Genomic DNA, 15,587 nt, shown 5'->3' on the forward strand with positions numbered 1-15,587 from the left:
AAGGGGTATATTTTTTACAACATCATACTATTCCCAAAATATATCGGTAATAAAATGGAAGCAGTACCCCGATGACTGGGAGTACCGCTTCTTTGGGTTTTTACTGAATAACAGCTGATTAATTTCCGCTGTGATTAGCTTCTATCTGCTGTTCGATTGTTTTAACTGCGTTATCCAGAGCAGGTTTTGGTTCTGATTTGCCGGTTACAATCGTTTCAACAGCTTTTTTCATAGGATCCCAAACCTCTGCCATTTCAGGAACACTTGGCATTGGCACTGCATACTGGGATTGCTCCATTACAGCAGCTGCACCTTCGTTATTCTTAACGAATTCAGGATCTTCCATTAGTGATTTCAATGGAGGAATTTCTCCAGTTAATTCAAAGCGTTTCTTTGCATTTTCTTCGTTTGTAATATATTCAACAAACTTTTGGGACCAGTCAGGGCTTTTGCTGAAGTTTGTTACAAACCACCCTTTAACACCCATGAATGTTTTAACAGGCTCGCCATTAGGAAGTTTCGGCATTGCCGCAACCCCATAGTTTACGCCTGCATCACTGTAATCCTTAAAAGCCCAAGGACCATTTTGCACAGCAATAGCTTTTCCTTCTTTGAAAAGACCATTCATATTATCATTAGATTTTTCTCCAATGATTCCTTTCGGGAAAAGGCCTTCTGCGTACCACTTGTTGATGTAATCTGCTGCTTCTACAGCTGAATCGTTATTTAAACCAATATCCGTTACATCTGTTTTCCCGTCTTTTTCACCAAATACATATCCGCCGAATCCAGCGAACACCCCGTGAGCATGGTAGAAATCATCCCAGATTGCAAGGAAACCGTAGTTTCCGTCTTTAGTAACTTCTTTTGATTTAGTGTATAAGTCTTCCATTGTAGCTGGAACTTCAGGAAGCAGATCTTTATTGTAAATAAACACTGGTGTTTCAGTAGCTTTTGGAAGCCCGTATAGTTTTCCTTCATATTTAAGAGCGTCTACAGAAGAATCTGTGAACTGTCCTAAGATTTCAGAATCAACTTCCAGTTCTTTAATGTAGCCTTTAACCATTGCCGGTCCTACACCGTCATGTGACATTGTTACAACGTCTGGTGCATTTTCAGTGTTGCCGTCAAGAGCAAGGTTTTCTTGCATCTTTGTAATGTTTAATTCTTTAAACTCAATTTTTATTCCATGCTCTGCTTCAAATTTTTCAGCAGCATCTTTTAAGGCTGATCCTTTATCTGTATCTTCCCAGACAATCAGCTTTTCAGGTTTTGAAGATTCCCCTTCAGTTTTGCTGTCATTGCTGCCAGTCTCTTCTTCATCTTTTGGACCGCACGCAGCTAAAACTCCGAATACCAAGACGATCATCATAAATAATGATAATGCTCTTTTCATTCTTGACCCTCCTATAATAGTGATCCTTTTTGAAAAAAGTACAACCGTTTGCACAAAAGTGTAAACGCTTAATCTATTTCTCTTAAACAAGCGCTATCAACTAAACTATTAATCAATGAAACCGCTTAATGAAAACGATTGCACAATTTCTAATTTTTATTATACAAGGTTTTTGGGCTTTTACAACTATTTTTTTCTAATATTTTTACTTTGGAACAATAATAATTTAACATACAGGCAAATGATTTATACATTCCCACTTCTTTCATATGGTATAATGCAAGCGATTGCACTTTGAAAGGGGAATTTTAATGGAAAAGGCAGCCATCATACACTACCCTGCTGATCATTTTGTTTATCCTATCAACAGGGAAACCTTACATATTAGACTGCAAACAAAGAAAGATGATATTTCTGAAGTCACTTTACTGCACGGTGATCAGTACTTATGGGCGGATGGTAAATGGCAGTATGAAAAAACAGGTATGCAGAAATCAGGTTCTGATGGGATTCATGATTATTGGCATGCCTATATGAACCCGCCATTTAGAAGATCCCGATACGGATTTCACTTAAAGTCCGGTGAAGAAGAATTGATTTTGACTGAAAAAGGCTTTTACGAGGAGGCTCCTGCTGATTCAGGTTATTATTTCAACTTTCCCTACCTGCATCCTGAAGAAGTATTTCAAGCCCCATCCTGGGTGAAGGATACGGTCTGGTATCAAATTTTCCCGGAAAGATTTGCTAACGGAAATCCGGACAATGACCCCAAAGGTGTTCTCCCCTGGGGAAGTGAGGAGCCTTCTAAGAATAATTTTTTTGGCGGAGATTTTGAGGGTATTATTGAACATCTGGACTATCTCGTGGAACTCGGCATTACCGGCATCTATTTCACACCTGTTTTTAAGGCATTTTCCAACCATAAATATGATACAATAGACTATCTGGAAATTGATCCCCAGTTTGGTTCGAAGGATACTTTAAAGAGACTGGTAAAAGAATGCCATGATCGGGATATTAAAGTGATGCTAGATGCTGTTTTTAACCATAGCGGATACTATTTCCCCCCATTTCAGGATGTGCTTGAGAAGGGAGAAAAATCACCTTATAAAGATTGGTTCCATCCACATAGTTTCCCTCTGAGAGGCGGGGAGTACCCTAATTATGAAACCTTCGCTTTTGTAGAGCAGATGCCAAAACTGAATACAAAAAATCCAGAGGTAAAAAAATATTTGCTCAAAGTGGCCAGATACTGGATTGAAGAGTTTGATATAGACGGCTGGCGGCTGGATGTGGCAAATGAAGTTGACCATGAGTTCTGGCGTGAATTCAGGCAGACTGTAAAAAACATCAAACCAGACCTCTATATATTGGGTGAAGTCTGGCACAATTCAATGCCATGGCTGCGCGGAGACCAATTTGATGCTGTCATGAATTATCCTTTTACCACCAACCTGCTAAACTTAATTGCAAAAAAATCCATAACCGGCAGTGAGTTCGCCAATAATATGACCGCTGAAATTCACAGCTATCCTGCCAATGTCTATGAATCTGCATTCAATCTGGTTGGAAGCCATGATACACCGAGGATTTTAACGGAATGTGAAGAAAATAAAGACAGGGTAAAGCTAATTTACACACTTTTATTCACCTTTATAGGTTCACCATGCCTATATTATGGAGATGAAATTGGACTAAGTGGTGTAATGGATCCCGGATGCAGAAAATGCATGGAATGGGATGAGGCAAAACAGGACCGTGAATTGTTTTCTCATATTCAAAAACTTATTAAGGTTCGGAAGGAAGAAAAGCTGCTCGCAAATGAAGGACAATTTGAATTTGTTCAGACAAATCCTAATATAGTTGCCTACCGAAAATACAATGATGAAAAAACAATTATAGTACTCGCCAACCCTGCGGATGAAAGCGCGGAATTTGTATTGCCTTATCCGCTTAAGGGTGTTAAGGTAACGAATATGCTTACAGACAAAGAATTTGCAGCTGAAGCGGAAAACCTTAAAGTTCAGCTTGATGGCTGGGGGTTTGAAATCCTGTCCTTCCCTGCAAGCTTCACTAAATAGGAAACCTGATTGAAATAAGGAAAAGTTTTTAAGGGCAAGACCTTAAGGCTTTTCTTTTTTCGTTTATATATTGTCGTGGGTCCCTCCTATTTACATGAAATCATTTACAAATAGGGAGAATTACCATGACTAAAAACCAGAAAAAAATGACATTATTTGCTCTAACCTGGCCGATTTTCATTGAAATATTGCTTCATATGCTCATGGGGAATGCCGATACGCTTATGCTTTCGCAATATTCGGATGAATCCGTGGCTGCCGTCGGGGTGTCAAATCAGATCCTTTCACTTGTAATCGTCATGTTTGGATTTGTAGCGACCGGGACATCCATCCTAATTGCCCAAAATCTCGGCGCGAAAAATAATAAAACGGCTGGTGAAATTTCGATTGTCTCCCTGGGGGCAAACCTGGTATTTGGGGTATTCCTCAGTATTATTTTATTCGTATCAGGCAAACCGCTGCTCCGCATGATGGATTTGCCTGAGGAGCTATTGAGCCAGGCAAATGCCTACTTAGTCATTGTTGGCGGCTTCTCCTTTGTTCAGGCATTGATTATGACAATTGGAGCCATCATCAGAAGTTACGGATTTACAAGAGATGTTATGTACATTACTATCGGCATGAACATTTTAAATGTGATTGGCAATTACTTTTTTATTTTCGGTCCATTCGGTTTTCCGGTATTGGGTGTAGAAGGAGTGGCCATCTCTACTGTCGTCAGCAGATTGATCGGATTGGCAGCTGCTGTCGCCGTCCTGCTTAAAAGAACGGATAAAGCACTTCCGTTCCGATTACTTTTCCGCTTTCCAAAGGAACATATCAAAAACCTTTTAAAAATCGGGATCCCTTCAGCGGGAGAGCATTTATCCTATAATGGATCGCAAATGGTAATTACGATATTCATCGCTGCTCTCGGAACAGAGGCTTTAACTGCAAAGGTGTATACGCAGAATATCATGATGTTCATATTCCTGTTCAGTGTCGCCATCAGCCAGGGCACACAAATCCTGATAGGCCACATGGTAGGCGGAAAGGATTATGAAGGAGCCTATAAAAGATGTATGAAAAGCCTGCGCTTAGCCATCATTATTTCATTCGGGACTGCGGTTCTTTTCTCCCTGTTCTCAGAAAAATTGATGGGCATTTTCACTTCTAATCCAGATATCATAAAGGTTGGCAGTGTTCTCATTCTTTTGACCATCCTCCTGGAGCCAGGCAGATCGTTTAATTTAGTCGTTATCAACTCCCTGCGTGCAGCCGGGGATGTAAAGTTCCCCGTTTATATGGGGATCCTTTCCATGTGGGGCGTAAGCGTTACCCTTTCCTATGTTCTGGGAATTCATTTTGGACTAGGCCTTGCCGGCATTTGGATCGCCTTTATTGCCGATGAATGGCTTAGAGGATTGCTCATGTTATGGCGCTGGAGATCCAGAGTCTGGGTGAATAAGTCGTTCGTGTCTTCAAAAGCAGTGTAAATAAGAAAAGCGGAAGCGCCTTGCTCACGAAGGAGCGCAGACTAAGAACGCCACGTCCTGTGGCAACGTCCGCATGACCCCCATCCTCCCAAAAGCTGTCGCTTTTGGTCGTGCGATGATTATGCTGACGAAGCCTTCCTTGTCCTGGGGGCCCCAAGCACAAGTCGAGCCTCTCGGAAAGGCGTTCTTTGCCTTTATGGGAGGATTGGCTTGTGACCTCGAGGGGGTAGGCGCTGGAGCAGTTATCGAAGTTTAAAATTTTATATATATTTAGCAATAAATTCTGCAGCCTGCTGCAAACTTACTCAATAGCAAAAGCGGCAGTTCAAGGCTGCCGCTTCTTTTTTCATTCTGCAATATTTATATTATAATCCTTAAACCACACATGTATCTGTGCAAGGTGTGCTAACAGCTGGGGACCAGTCATGAGCTGCCCAAACCATGGTTCCCGGAATGAGTCACCTCCCGACTCAATAATATCCCTCAGCTGGCTGCTGTCAAAGAATTCATACAGTGCGGATGAGCGGTCCTCCAGGTATCCATTAAGCATCTTCTGGACTGCAGCCGTATATGCTGGATTATGCGTTTTAGGATAAGGACTTTTCTTTCTGTATAACACTTCATTCGGCAGTATGCCTTCAAGTGCTTTGCGGAGGATTCCTTTTTCGCGGTTTCCATGCATTTTGATCTCCCACGGAATATTCCATACATACTCCACAAGCCGATGATCGGCAAAAGGCACCCGTACTTCAAGGCTGGCCCCCATACTCATTCTGTCTTTACGGTCCAATAAGGTCGTCATAAAGTAAATCATATTAATATAGAAAAGCTCTCTCCTGCTCGCATTCTCCCTGCTCTCCCCGTCTAAAGCAGGAGTTTCGGAGATTGCTTGAAGATATTTTTCCATAGCGTAATCTCGAAGGTTCAGTTTCTTCCTCCAATTTTCTCTCAACAGGTCCTGCCTGGCTTCGAGTGACCTCATCCATGGAAATCCCTTCCTCTTCAAGTCTTCCTCTCTATGGAACCATGGATACCCGCCAAATATTTCATCTGCACATTCCCCTGACAGACTGACAACAAAGTCCTTTTTTATTTCCCTGCAAAACCATAGCAGGGAGGAATCAACATCAGCCATACCCGGAAGATCCCTTACATGCACAGATTCGATTAATTCCTCTGCCAGCTGCTTCTGGGTGATTATACTGCTGTTATGTTTCGTATTAAAGGTCTGGGACATCTTCTGTATAAATGCTCCATCAGAATTAGGCTGAAACTCATTAGCCTTGAAAAACTCGTCATTTCCCTCATAATCTATCGAATAAGTGGTGAGTTGGCCCTTACCGTCTTTTTCGTAAGCTTTTGCAGCGATAGCTGTAATCGCACTGGAATCCACTCCGCCGGAAAGGAACGTGCATAACGGAACATCCGAGACCAGCTGCCTTGTCACAGCATCCGTAAATAGGTCTCTGACTCGCTCAGCCGTTTGCTCAACATTATCCTCATGTGGGGCACTTTTCACATTCCAATAACGCCATGCCTTCAGTCCATTTCTCGAAAAGATAAGCGCATGAGCAGGCCTTAATTCATCAATGCCTCTGAAAACACCCGATCCCGGAGATCGTGATGGCCCCAGTCCAAAGACTTCAGCCAAACCTTCCCTGTCTACTTCTGCTTTAACTTCAGGGTGGGCTAAAATAGCTTTTAATTCAGATCCAAATAATATGCCCTGTTTCATTTCTTTATAAAATAATGGTTTTACCCCTAAACGATCCCTGCCAATAAATAATTGTTCTTTCTTCTCATCCCAAACTGCAAATGCATAGATGCCATTCAAATATTGAAGGCAACTTTCTCCCCATTCTATATAAGAAGTCAGCAAAACCTCAGTGTCAGAATGGCCCTCAAACGAATATCCTTTTATAAGGAGTTCTTTACGGAGATCTTCCGTATTATAAAGCTCTCCATTATAGCAAATCGTATAGCGGTTTTGATGTTTTTCCCTAGTCATTGGCTGTTTTCCGCCTGCCGGGTCTACAACGATTAACCTTTTATGGCCCAATCCAGCATGCACATCTGTCCAAATGTTTGTTTCATCTGGACCCCGCTTTGCCAGCGTATCCGCCATTTTGCCAATTGCAGCCGTTTCTTTTCTCAAATCCCTTTGGAAATCAATCCAGCCGGTAATTCCACACACATTACATCATCCTTTCAAAGCGGAATCGCATGGGCACATTTTTCATGATGCTATTGTATGCTGGGCCTAGAAAAAAGTTAATTGTCCACATTCATGCGGTTATAAAAATCGCCAAAACTGTCTAAAAAGAAGTTGAGGAAGTTAATGGAGGTTTTATATGAATAGACAGCAGCGAACAAAGCTTATCGAATATCAATCCCGTGCTTTTACAGAAGGCACTGTAGAGTATATCAACGATCAATGGGTATTTTTTGACCATGAAACAGATGAAGCATCCATATTGGACGAATTCCTCCATCAGGAAATGGAAGTGTTCCGCTTTAAACGCTGGAAAAAGGGCATTTTATTCGAGGATGGCAAGGTGGCTTTTGATGATGAAACGTTTCACTTGAAGAACCAGGATTCAATTCGCATTCGAAAGCATCTGGTTTTCTCCCTTGAAAGATTATTGGAAGAAATGAATGATGACGCCTTCTACCAGTTCGTAACCACTCTAAATTCCATGCAATTTTCGGTCTATGACTGCATTTACTGCTATAACCAGCTCGCATTTTTTAATGATAAAGACAGGAAAAGCGGTGTTAATTTCATCGTTTTTGATAACCAGGATCATATATGCAATGTGCAGCATCATTTTTGCTATTATGAAAAAATGAGTGACCGGTTTGAATTCACCTTAAACAGCGGAAAAAGAATGGTAATTGAAAAGATTTCATCATAAAGAAACAGCAGCCTGCCTTTAATGGCAGTGCTGCTGTTTCTTTATGGCGCTAGCTGTGCGTTTGAACGTATTTTGATAGACCTTCCTCAAAATCTCTGGTCATAAGCGGCTTATGTATATAGAAGCCCTGTGCATAATGGCATTTCAATTCCTTTAAAAGCTCAATCTGCTCCAGTGTTTCCACCCCTTCAGCCACCACCTTAACGGAAAGTCCATGTCCCATGGTGATGATGGCTTTTACAATAGCAACATCAGAAGTATTTAATCGAAGGTTATTGATAAACGACCGGTCAATTTTTAATGTATTGATTGGAAGATCCTTTAAATAACTTAATGAAGAATATCCGGTTCCAAAATCATCAATGGAAACCTTGACGCCGATTTCCTGCAGAGACTGCATAACTTGTATACTGTACTCAACATTTCTCAGCATCGTGCTTTCCGTCAGCTCCAAAGTTAAATATTGGGGCTCCATACCGGAGAGCTCCAATGCCATTTTAACTTCCTGGAGAAATCCCGGCTGCTGGAATTGATAGGCAGACACATTCACAGAAATGGAGAGAGATTCATAACCGAGCATTTGCCAGCGCCTATTTTGCTGACAAGCCGACCTCAATACCCAGCCGCCAATATCCCCAATGAGTCCAGTTTCTTCTGCAAGAGGAATAAATTCACCGGGTGAAACCAGGCCAAGTTTTGGATGATTCCAGCGGATCAGAGCTTCGCTTCCGTATAAATTGCCTGTTTCAAGGTCGATTAATGGCTGATAGCATAAATAAAATTCATTTTTCTGCAAAGCTTTTCTTAAGTAGCTTTCAAGCTCAAGTCGGACCTTTGCCTGTTCATTCATTTCCATTGAGAAAAAAGTGACCCTGTTTCCTCCCTGCAGCTTGGAGCGGTTCGTGGCAATATCTGCATTTTTCAGCAGTATGTGCTCGTCCGGTCCATCGTCAGGATATAGACTTACACCAATACTCGCAGTAACAATAAACTCCTGATCCGACTGAAATAAAGGATGAGATATTTCATCTAATATCTTTTGGGATGCTTTCATAACTTTTTCAATGGTTGCTTCCCTCGATAATACCAGAGTAAACTTATCCCCGCTGAACCTTCCCAAATAAGAACCGGAAGGCAAGACTCTCTCAATTCTTTCGGAAATTTCCTTTAATACCATATCCCCGGCAAAGTGCCCGAGACTGTCATTTATGATTTTAAAGCGGTCAATATCAATAGAAAGAACGGCAATTTTTTTTTGTTTCTTCCTGGCTCTCTTTAATTGCATTTCCAATTGTTCTGTAAACTTCATTCTGTTTGGCAGCCCTGTATCCCTGTCAAAAAAAGCCAGTTCTGTTATCTTCTCTTCAATTTTTTTCTGTTCTGTAATATTTCTGCCGATTCCATAAATGCCTACACATTCCCCGTTAACCGTAATCGGAATATTTTTCAGCTGAAAGAGATTCTTCTCGCCGGTTTTTGAATCAATATAAACATTATAATATTGCTCCTTTCCTCTTAATGCCCGATAAAAGTGCATCCGGACCCTTTGTACATCTATATCGCTCACATAGGAAAGAGCTGTTTTTCCGATTATTTCTTCCCGGCTGTACCCGAAGGTTTTCTCAAATGCCGGGTTAACACTTGTGAAATTCCCCTTCAGATCAGTTGAATAAACAAAGTCTGCATTATTATCAAATAGAGATTTATAATATTGTTCTGACATTTTAAGACTGCTGTTTAATGCTTTAATATCATCCTGTGAAGCATGCATTAAATGAGTTAATGAAGTAATCGTATTAAATTGGGCGGTTTTTTCATAAACAAATTCATTATGCTGTTCCTTCTTTGATTCAGCACTATTTTCTGATAGAGCAAGGTATGTAAGAGAATGGCCGACCATCTGTGGAAGTCCGCCTTTACGGCAGGAAATTTCTCCATAAGAGAAGAAGCCGTTAGATGGAGCTATTTTCTGGAACATTGCCAGTTCTTTTTCCGTAAAGTCTCTTGCAAATTGCTTCCTGGCCATGCAATTGTATATAAATATGCTTTCAGGAGAAACCTGGTCAAGCTGTTTTAATTCCTTTAAAGACCGGTCAATAATGTTCTCCAGATTTGCATAAGCAAACGTAAGTGTATCTCCTGCCTCAACCCTTCTGTTTACTTTAATTGCACCATTTTCAAGTAATTTTATAATAAAAACAGATACTTTTTCTCCGTGGTACTGTAAAAGGAACGGGAATTCAGTACCTGATTTCGGCAGTTCCTTAATAAAAGCCTCTCCCAAATAGCGTTTTAGAATAGTTAAAGGCCTCTTATCGTCCAGGGAGTAGATGATAGATCCTTCGGCCTTTGTGACAGTAAAGCTCTTTCCAATCTCCTGCCACTGATAATTTTCAAAATGACGCACTGACAGATGGCCGCTTTGAAGGGCAACTGCCGCAAGACCATCGCTGGTGATTCCCTCTTGAGTAAAAGAAAAACCCTCCTGGAATAAACCATTATCACCGGCAAGGCCGCCGGAAATCACCATATCGGGCTGGGTTTCATTTATTCCCTCCAGGAGGTCAGTGGAATCGACATCAAATCCTGCAGGAAAGATAATTACAGCTTCTGTATTGAAGAGAGCAAGTTCCCGTGCCAGGGTTTTGCCCATTTCATAACTGTCCTTAAAATCGCTCCTGTTAAACAGGAAAGATTTTAATTCCGTTTTTTCGAAAACAGTAAAGCAAATGATTGTTTGTTTTTCAGTAATGCGCCCTTCATGAATTTCACCGGAAGTTGAACAGCCTGCTATATGTGCAAGTGGAAGCTTATTTTTCAGTTCCTTTTGAATTTCTGCGATAAATAGGCTTTCAGGAGTCCCTGTAAAGACCTGCACAAGCAAATTCGGGTATTCCGTCAATTCATTCAAGTCTATAAAACTATTAAGCTCGCTAATATTCTTATATAAACATGTAATCGTCTGTGCCATAAAAACCCACCATCATAGTAAGATCATTAGACCCGCTGAAAGGATTGCTCCTTATAAAGCTGAGGCTGCGGATTCTAATTTTTTATCATATAGTTAGCTATAGTTTTAAATTACCATATTTAGTGAAGTCATGACATGACAAAATTAGAAAAAGCTGCCTTTTCGGCAGCCTTTCTATAAATATCCATATTTACGTCATAAATGTTAATGGCAATTTAACAAAGCCTAAATATAAAACCAGGATTAATGCAACAATAAACTGGCCCCATAAAATAGAGGTTTTTTTCCCTTTGACAGTGCGGATGATAATCATTTCAAACATAGCAATTACCCAAACGCCTACTAATGACTTCAACACATAAAGAAGGTCGATGCTGTTAAGGCTGCTTAAAATCCAAACTCCTGTTCCAATGATCAGAAGATAAAATAATCTCAAGATCATGTGAACCACTTTTAAACCTTTTTGTTTGCCGCTTTTATGCATTATAAGGGCAATAATAAATAGAACAAGTGCTAATAACCATGTTGTTATATGGGCATGTATCATTCCAGTGCCTCCTAATGTAAATTCGATATCATCATACCATATTGGCTTTGAAATTCCTAAAGTTAAGATGCAGAAAAAGATTATCTAAAGGCAAATTTGTGAACTATTTATGACAAAGTGTGATATATATCATTGACACTCTGAAATTATAAAATAAATTCTTAGAAGCCTGTGTTTTTACACAGGCTTCTTTCTTTTTATTTCTCTATAAAATTCGTCAGAGTTCCTATATTTTCTACTGTAATTTCCACTTTATCTCCCGGCTTAAGAAAGCGCGGAGGCTTAAAGCCCTTGCCTACCCCTGCGGGAGTACCAGTAGCAATAATATCTCCAGGCTCAAGTGTCATGCCCTTTGACAGAACCGAGATGATTTCATCGATTGGAAAGATAAAGTTTTCAGTATTTGAACTTTGTCTGATCTCTCCGTTTACCTTTGTCTGAATGTCAAGCTGATTCGGGTTTTCAACAGCCGAGGAATGGACAATCCATGGACCCATCGGGCACGTGTCATCCAGGCTTTTACCGATAAAAAATTGCTTATGGCGGGACTGCAGATCCCTTGCTGTCACATCATTAATGATCGTATAGCCAAAAATGTGTTCCAATGCTTTTTCCTTTGGAATCGCCCGTCCTTTTTTTCCGATTACAACGGCAAGCTCTCCCTCATAATCAAGCTCTGCAGTGACATTCTTGTGATTCAATACTGTTGCATCAGGTCCTATGACCGTTGTTGGCGATTTCGTAAAGACCATTATGTGCTCTGGAATATCTTCTTTGCTCCCCATCTCAATGGCATGCTCTGCATAATTCTTGCCTATACAAAAGATATTCTTATCCGGACGGGGAATCGGCGCTTCCAATGCAACGGAAGCGAGAGGGTGAAAGAGTTCTTCCCTTGCAGGATTGCTGCTTAGCCAATCTGTTAAACTATGTACTTTATCAATGAACTTATCCCCTAAAGCAATACAATCCTTCAAAGTCGCCGGCAACTCACTTTTGCCTTCCATTTTTTCTAAAGCTGCTTTTATCGGAAGCACCTTTGTTCCGGTCTCGTCCAGTAAACCAGCGCCGCTTCCTGTGCTATCCTTAAAAGTTACAAATTTCATTCTTATCACCTCATTCTATTTTTCACTTTTTTAGTATAATATAAATTTTCAGTTTTTTGGACAATTTTAACCTTTTCTCTTCCAATTAGGGATCTTCAAATAAGTAAAGCTCCTCCAGAGCCATTCGACCGGTCCATAATAATAGCGGGCAATCCATAAGCGGCTGATAAGGACCTGGAAAGCGAAGATGACCATAACTAAAAGTGTCCCCCCAGATGCAGAGACCTTTCCATAGAAGCCTAAACCATAACTGTAAAAAATAAAAGTCGAGATAATCGACTGGAAAAGATAATTTGAGAGCGACATTTTCCCCACATATGAGAGCGGCAGCAGGAATCCTGGTCCATGACTATTGTTTATCATCACCGCTATCCCTAAGCCATAAGCAATTGCCAGCAGTGGACCTCCGAATATGTCCTGCATGTAATCCAGTCCCAGGTTGCTTTCCGTTATATAAGGCAGCAATTTGAACAATAGCCCTGCAGCCAAAGAAATTAGCATAATTTTCATGAGGAATGCCCGGTTTTTTACTGGCTCCTCAAGCCATCGCAGCTTGGCTGCTCCTCCCCCTATTAAAAACAAAGGAAAAATAGATGCCAGCATGATAGGCAGTGAAGCAAGATTATTAACACCTGACCAATCCTGGATACGCTGTGAGGTAATCTCGGAAAAGCTTCCATTTTGATAGGCCTGTAAAGAAGCTAATGCGGCTTCTTTGTCATAGATTGACAGATCTTCAGACGGAACAAACAGAACTGTTGAAAATAACAATAGAACAAATAACAGATTGGGAATGATATAAAGCAATATTCCGGTTAATAGCATATTTTTTCCGGACATTTTTACAAACATTAAAAAGATAAAGCCAAAGATTGCATAGTTTATTAAAATATCCCCATGCCAAATAAGAAAAGCGTGAATGATGCCTATCAGCAGCAAAAGGGAAAATCTCCTTGCAGCCATTCCTCCAAAACCAAGGCCTTTGGCCATTGCCCTCTCCCTTAGAATGACTAGCCCATAACCGAACAGCATTGAAAACAAAGGATAGAAGCTTGCCTGCACAAAGATATCGATAAACGCATAAGCCCCTTTATCTGCCGGACTATCCCACCATTCAAAAGGATCAATGTACAGATATGGTGAATGGAAGGAAAGCATATTAACTAAAAAAATCCCGAGAATGGCAAATCCTCTCATAATATCCAGCGAAATGATCCGATCCTTCTCCGGAACCGGGCTGACCTGCCTGTCCATAAAGCGCCTCCTTCTATGTAAAGAAAATCTAACCTTAATGATAGAGAGCCGGATTCTGCTTGTCCAGAAAAGAAGTGCTCCAGCGCTTGTTACTCGGCGCTGGAGCTGGAAGGCAAATAACATTGAAACATTCCCGCTTTCATTTAATTAACAAAACGGCCTGATTTCCCTTTTGACTCCCAGTAGCTGTTCCGAAGGTGGATTTTTTGAATTTTCCCTGAAGCCGTTTTCGGCAGCTCATCGACAAAAGTCACTCCTGTTACAGCTTTGAAGTGGGCCAGCTTCTCCCTGGTAAAACTGATAATCTCCTGCTCAGTCAGTGTATTCCCTTGTCGCACGACTATAAAGGCATGAGGCGTTTCCCCCCACTTTTCGTGAGGCACTGCTATGACAGCTGCTTCTGAAATGGCAGGGTGCTCGTATAAAACCCCTTCTACTTCGATGGATGAGATGTTTTCCCCGCCGCTGATAATAATATCTTTTTTTCGGTCAACGATTTCTATATTGCCATATTCATCTACATTTCCCATATCACCTGTGTGAAGCCAGCCGTCCCGAATCGCTTCCATTGTTGCCTCTTCATTTTTCCAATAGCCTTTCATGACCCCGTTGCTGCGGACAACTACCTCACCGATTTCTTTGCCATTATGGGCAACTTCTTCACCGTGTTCATTGATTACCCGGACTTCACAGCCAATCATCTGATGCCCTGCCTTCGCTTTCATCCGGTACTGCTGGTTAAGCGGAAGTTCCTGAAGGTGAGAACGAATCGTCGATACTGTGCTTAGCGGAGATGATTCGGTCATGCCATATACCTGTATGAACTCCCATCCAAGCTCCTTTTCCACTCTTGTTACAAAAGCCGGCGGAGGCGCCGATCCAGCTATAACCACCCTGACATCCTGCTCAACAGAAGGAGCAAATTGTTCATAATGCTGCATCAGTGAATTCAGTACAGTGGGAGCCATATGCATGACTGATACTTTATGCTCCTTGAGGGCGTCAAATATCTTTTCCGGCGTGGCTTTTCTCATGCACACCTGAGCAGCGCCATTTGCCGTGTAATAAAAAGGCGAACCCCATCCATTCACATGGAACATTGGCAGGACATGCAGCAATACATCCTGATCGCTGATCCTCAAATGATGCATAGTTGACAATGCATGCAGGTAATTATTGCGGTGGGTCAGCATGACACCTTTAGGATTGCCCGTTGTACCGCTTGTATATAAAAGGCTGCATACGTCATTCTCGTCAAGGACTTCCCTTTGATATGGGCTTTTGTCCTGGCTGCTGAGCCATGAATCATAATCGGTTTCTTCTGTATCTTCCTCTTTATAGTGCACGAAGATTTTTTCCACAGTTTTCAGCTGATCTTTTACAGGAAGTATAAGATGGTAAAGGTCCTGATCTACAAACAGGATTTTGGATTCGCTGTGATTCAATATAAACAAATAGTCTTCCGGCTTCAGCCTGATATTTAGTGGAACCATTATTCCGCCCAGCTGAAAAACTCCATAAAACCCCTCCAGCATTTCAACTGAATTGGGTGCCAGGTAAGCAATACGGTCCCCTTTTTGAATACCTGAAGCTTTTAAACCATGAGAGAGCTGATTAACCCTTGTGTTCAATTCCTCATATGTAAAAGTTCGATCATCTGCAAAAATGGCTTTCTTAGAACCGTAAAGGGATACAGCACGGTCTAAAAACTGCGTAAGTAATAATGGAACATTCATTTACAGCACCTCACAGAAAATTTTGTTAATTTTATATTATCACAAAAATTAAAACAGTTTCATACTATTTTTGTCTGTTATATAACATTTTATCGCCTCCTTAAAT

Annotated in this window: 10 protein-coding genes; 3 read left to right on the forward strand and 7 right to left on the reverse strand. The window is 41.1% G+C overall.

The genetic code is table 11. From position 1 onward, the window contains the following. Positions 1-118: 118 nt before the first annotated feature. Complete coding sequence (locus tag ACTHRG_RS08755) at positions 119-1,396, reverse strand: extracellular solute-binding protein (RefSeq protein WP_076261244.1); 1,278 nt, start codon at positions 1,394-1,396, stop codon at positions 119-121. A 311-nt stretch (positions 1,397-1,707) separates the two neighbouring features. Between ACTHRG_RS08755 and ACTHRG_RS08760 the strand changes: the two genes are divergently transcribed. Both ACTHRG_RS08760 and ACTHRG_RS08765 read left to right on the forward strand, forming a co-directional pair. Next, positions 1,708-3,477: an alpha-glycosidase gene (locus tag ACTHRG_RS08760; protein WP_076261242.1), complete on the forward strand. Its 1,770-nt coding sequence runs from the start codon at positions 1,708-1,710 to the stop codon at positions 3,475-3,477. Positions 3,478-3,602: 125 nt separating this feature from the next. After that, positions 3,603-4,952 (forward strand): MATE family efflux transporter, encoded by a 1,350-nt coding sequence (locus ACTHRG_RS08765; RefSeq protein ID WP_076261240.1) that lies wholly within the window; start codon positions 3,603-3,605, stop codon positions 4,950-4,952. Positions 4,953-5,298: 346 nt separating this feature from the next. On the opposite strand, the gene asnB is transcribed toward ACTHRG_RS08765, so the two are convergent. Next, positions 5,299-7,146, reverse strand: coding sequence for an asparagine synthase (glutamine-hydrolyzing) (gene asnB / locus ACTHRG_RS08770; protein WP_076261236.1), 1,848 nt, complete (start codon positions 7,144-7,146; stop codon positions 5,299-5,301). Between the two features lie 157 nt (positions 7,147-7,303). On the opposite strand from asnB, the gene ACTHRG_RS08775 reads away from it, so the two are divergent. Beyond that, the gene (locus ACTHRG_RS08775) at positions 7,304-7,867 is read left to right on the forward strand and encodes a DUF2777 domain-containing protein (protein ID WP_048008486.1); all 564 of its coding nucleotides are present in this window, start codon (positions 7,304-7,306) and stop codon (positions 7,865-7,867) included. 49 nt (positions 7,868-7,916) lie between these two features. Here ACTHRG_RS08775 and ACTHRG_RS08780 read toward each other — a convergent pair whose 3' ends face one another. The 5 genes from ACTHRG_RS08780 to ACTHRG_RS08800 all read right to left on the reverse strand — a co-directional run bounded on the left by ACTHRG_RS08780 (position 7,917) and on the right by ACTHRG_RS08800 (position 15,481). Then, positions 7,917-10,838 carry an EAL domain-containing protein gene (locus tag ACTHRG_RS08780; RefSeq protein ID WP_076261234.1) on the reverse strand — a complete coding sequence of 974 codons (2,922 nt, stop codon included), beginning with the start codon at positions 10,836-10,838 and terminating at the stop codon, positions 7,917-7,919. A gap of 190 nt (positions 10,839-11,028) precedes the next feature. Further along, on the reverse strand, positions 11,029-11,385 hold the full coding sequence (locus ACTHRG_RS08785) for a YisL family protein (RefSeq protein ID WP_076261232.1): 357 nt from the start codon (positions 11,383-11,385) through the stop codon (positions 11,029-11,031). A 197-nt stretch (positions 11,386-11,582) separates the two neighbouring features. Then, positions 11,583-12,491 carry a fumarylacetoacetate hydrolase family protein gene (locus tag ACTHRG_RS08790; protein WP_076261230.1) on the reverse strand — a complete coding sequence of 303 codons (909 nt, stop codon included), beginning with the start codon at positions 12,489-12,491 and terminating at the stop codon, positions 11,583-11,585. Between the two features lie 66 nt (positions 12,492-12,557). After that, complete coding sequence (locus tag ACTHRG_RS08795; protein ID WP_076261228.1) at positions 12,558-13,745, reverse strand: DUF418 domain-containing protein; 1,188 nt, start codon at positions 13,743-13,745, stop codon at positions 12,558-12,560. A 143-nt stretch (positions 13,746-13,888) separates the two neighbouring features. Next, positions 13,889-15,481 (reverse strand): long-chain-fatty-acid--CoA ligase, encoded by a 1,593-nt coding sequence (locus tag ACTHRG_RS08800; protein ID WP_076261225.1) that lies wholly within the window; start codon positions 15,479-15,481, stop codon positions 13,889-13,891. Positions 15,482-15,587: the final 106 nt, after the last annotated feature.

Source organism: Cytobacillus sp. SAFR-174 (assembly GCF_051964675.1).
In the GTDB taxonomy this organism is placed as follows: domain Bacteria; phylum Bacillota; class Bacilli; order Bacillales; family Cytobacillaceae; genus Cytobacillus.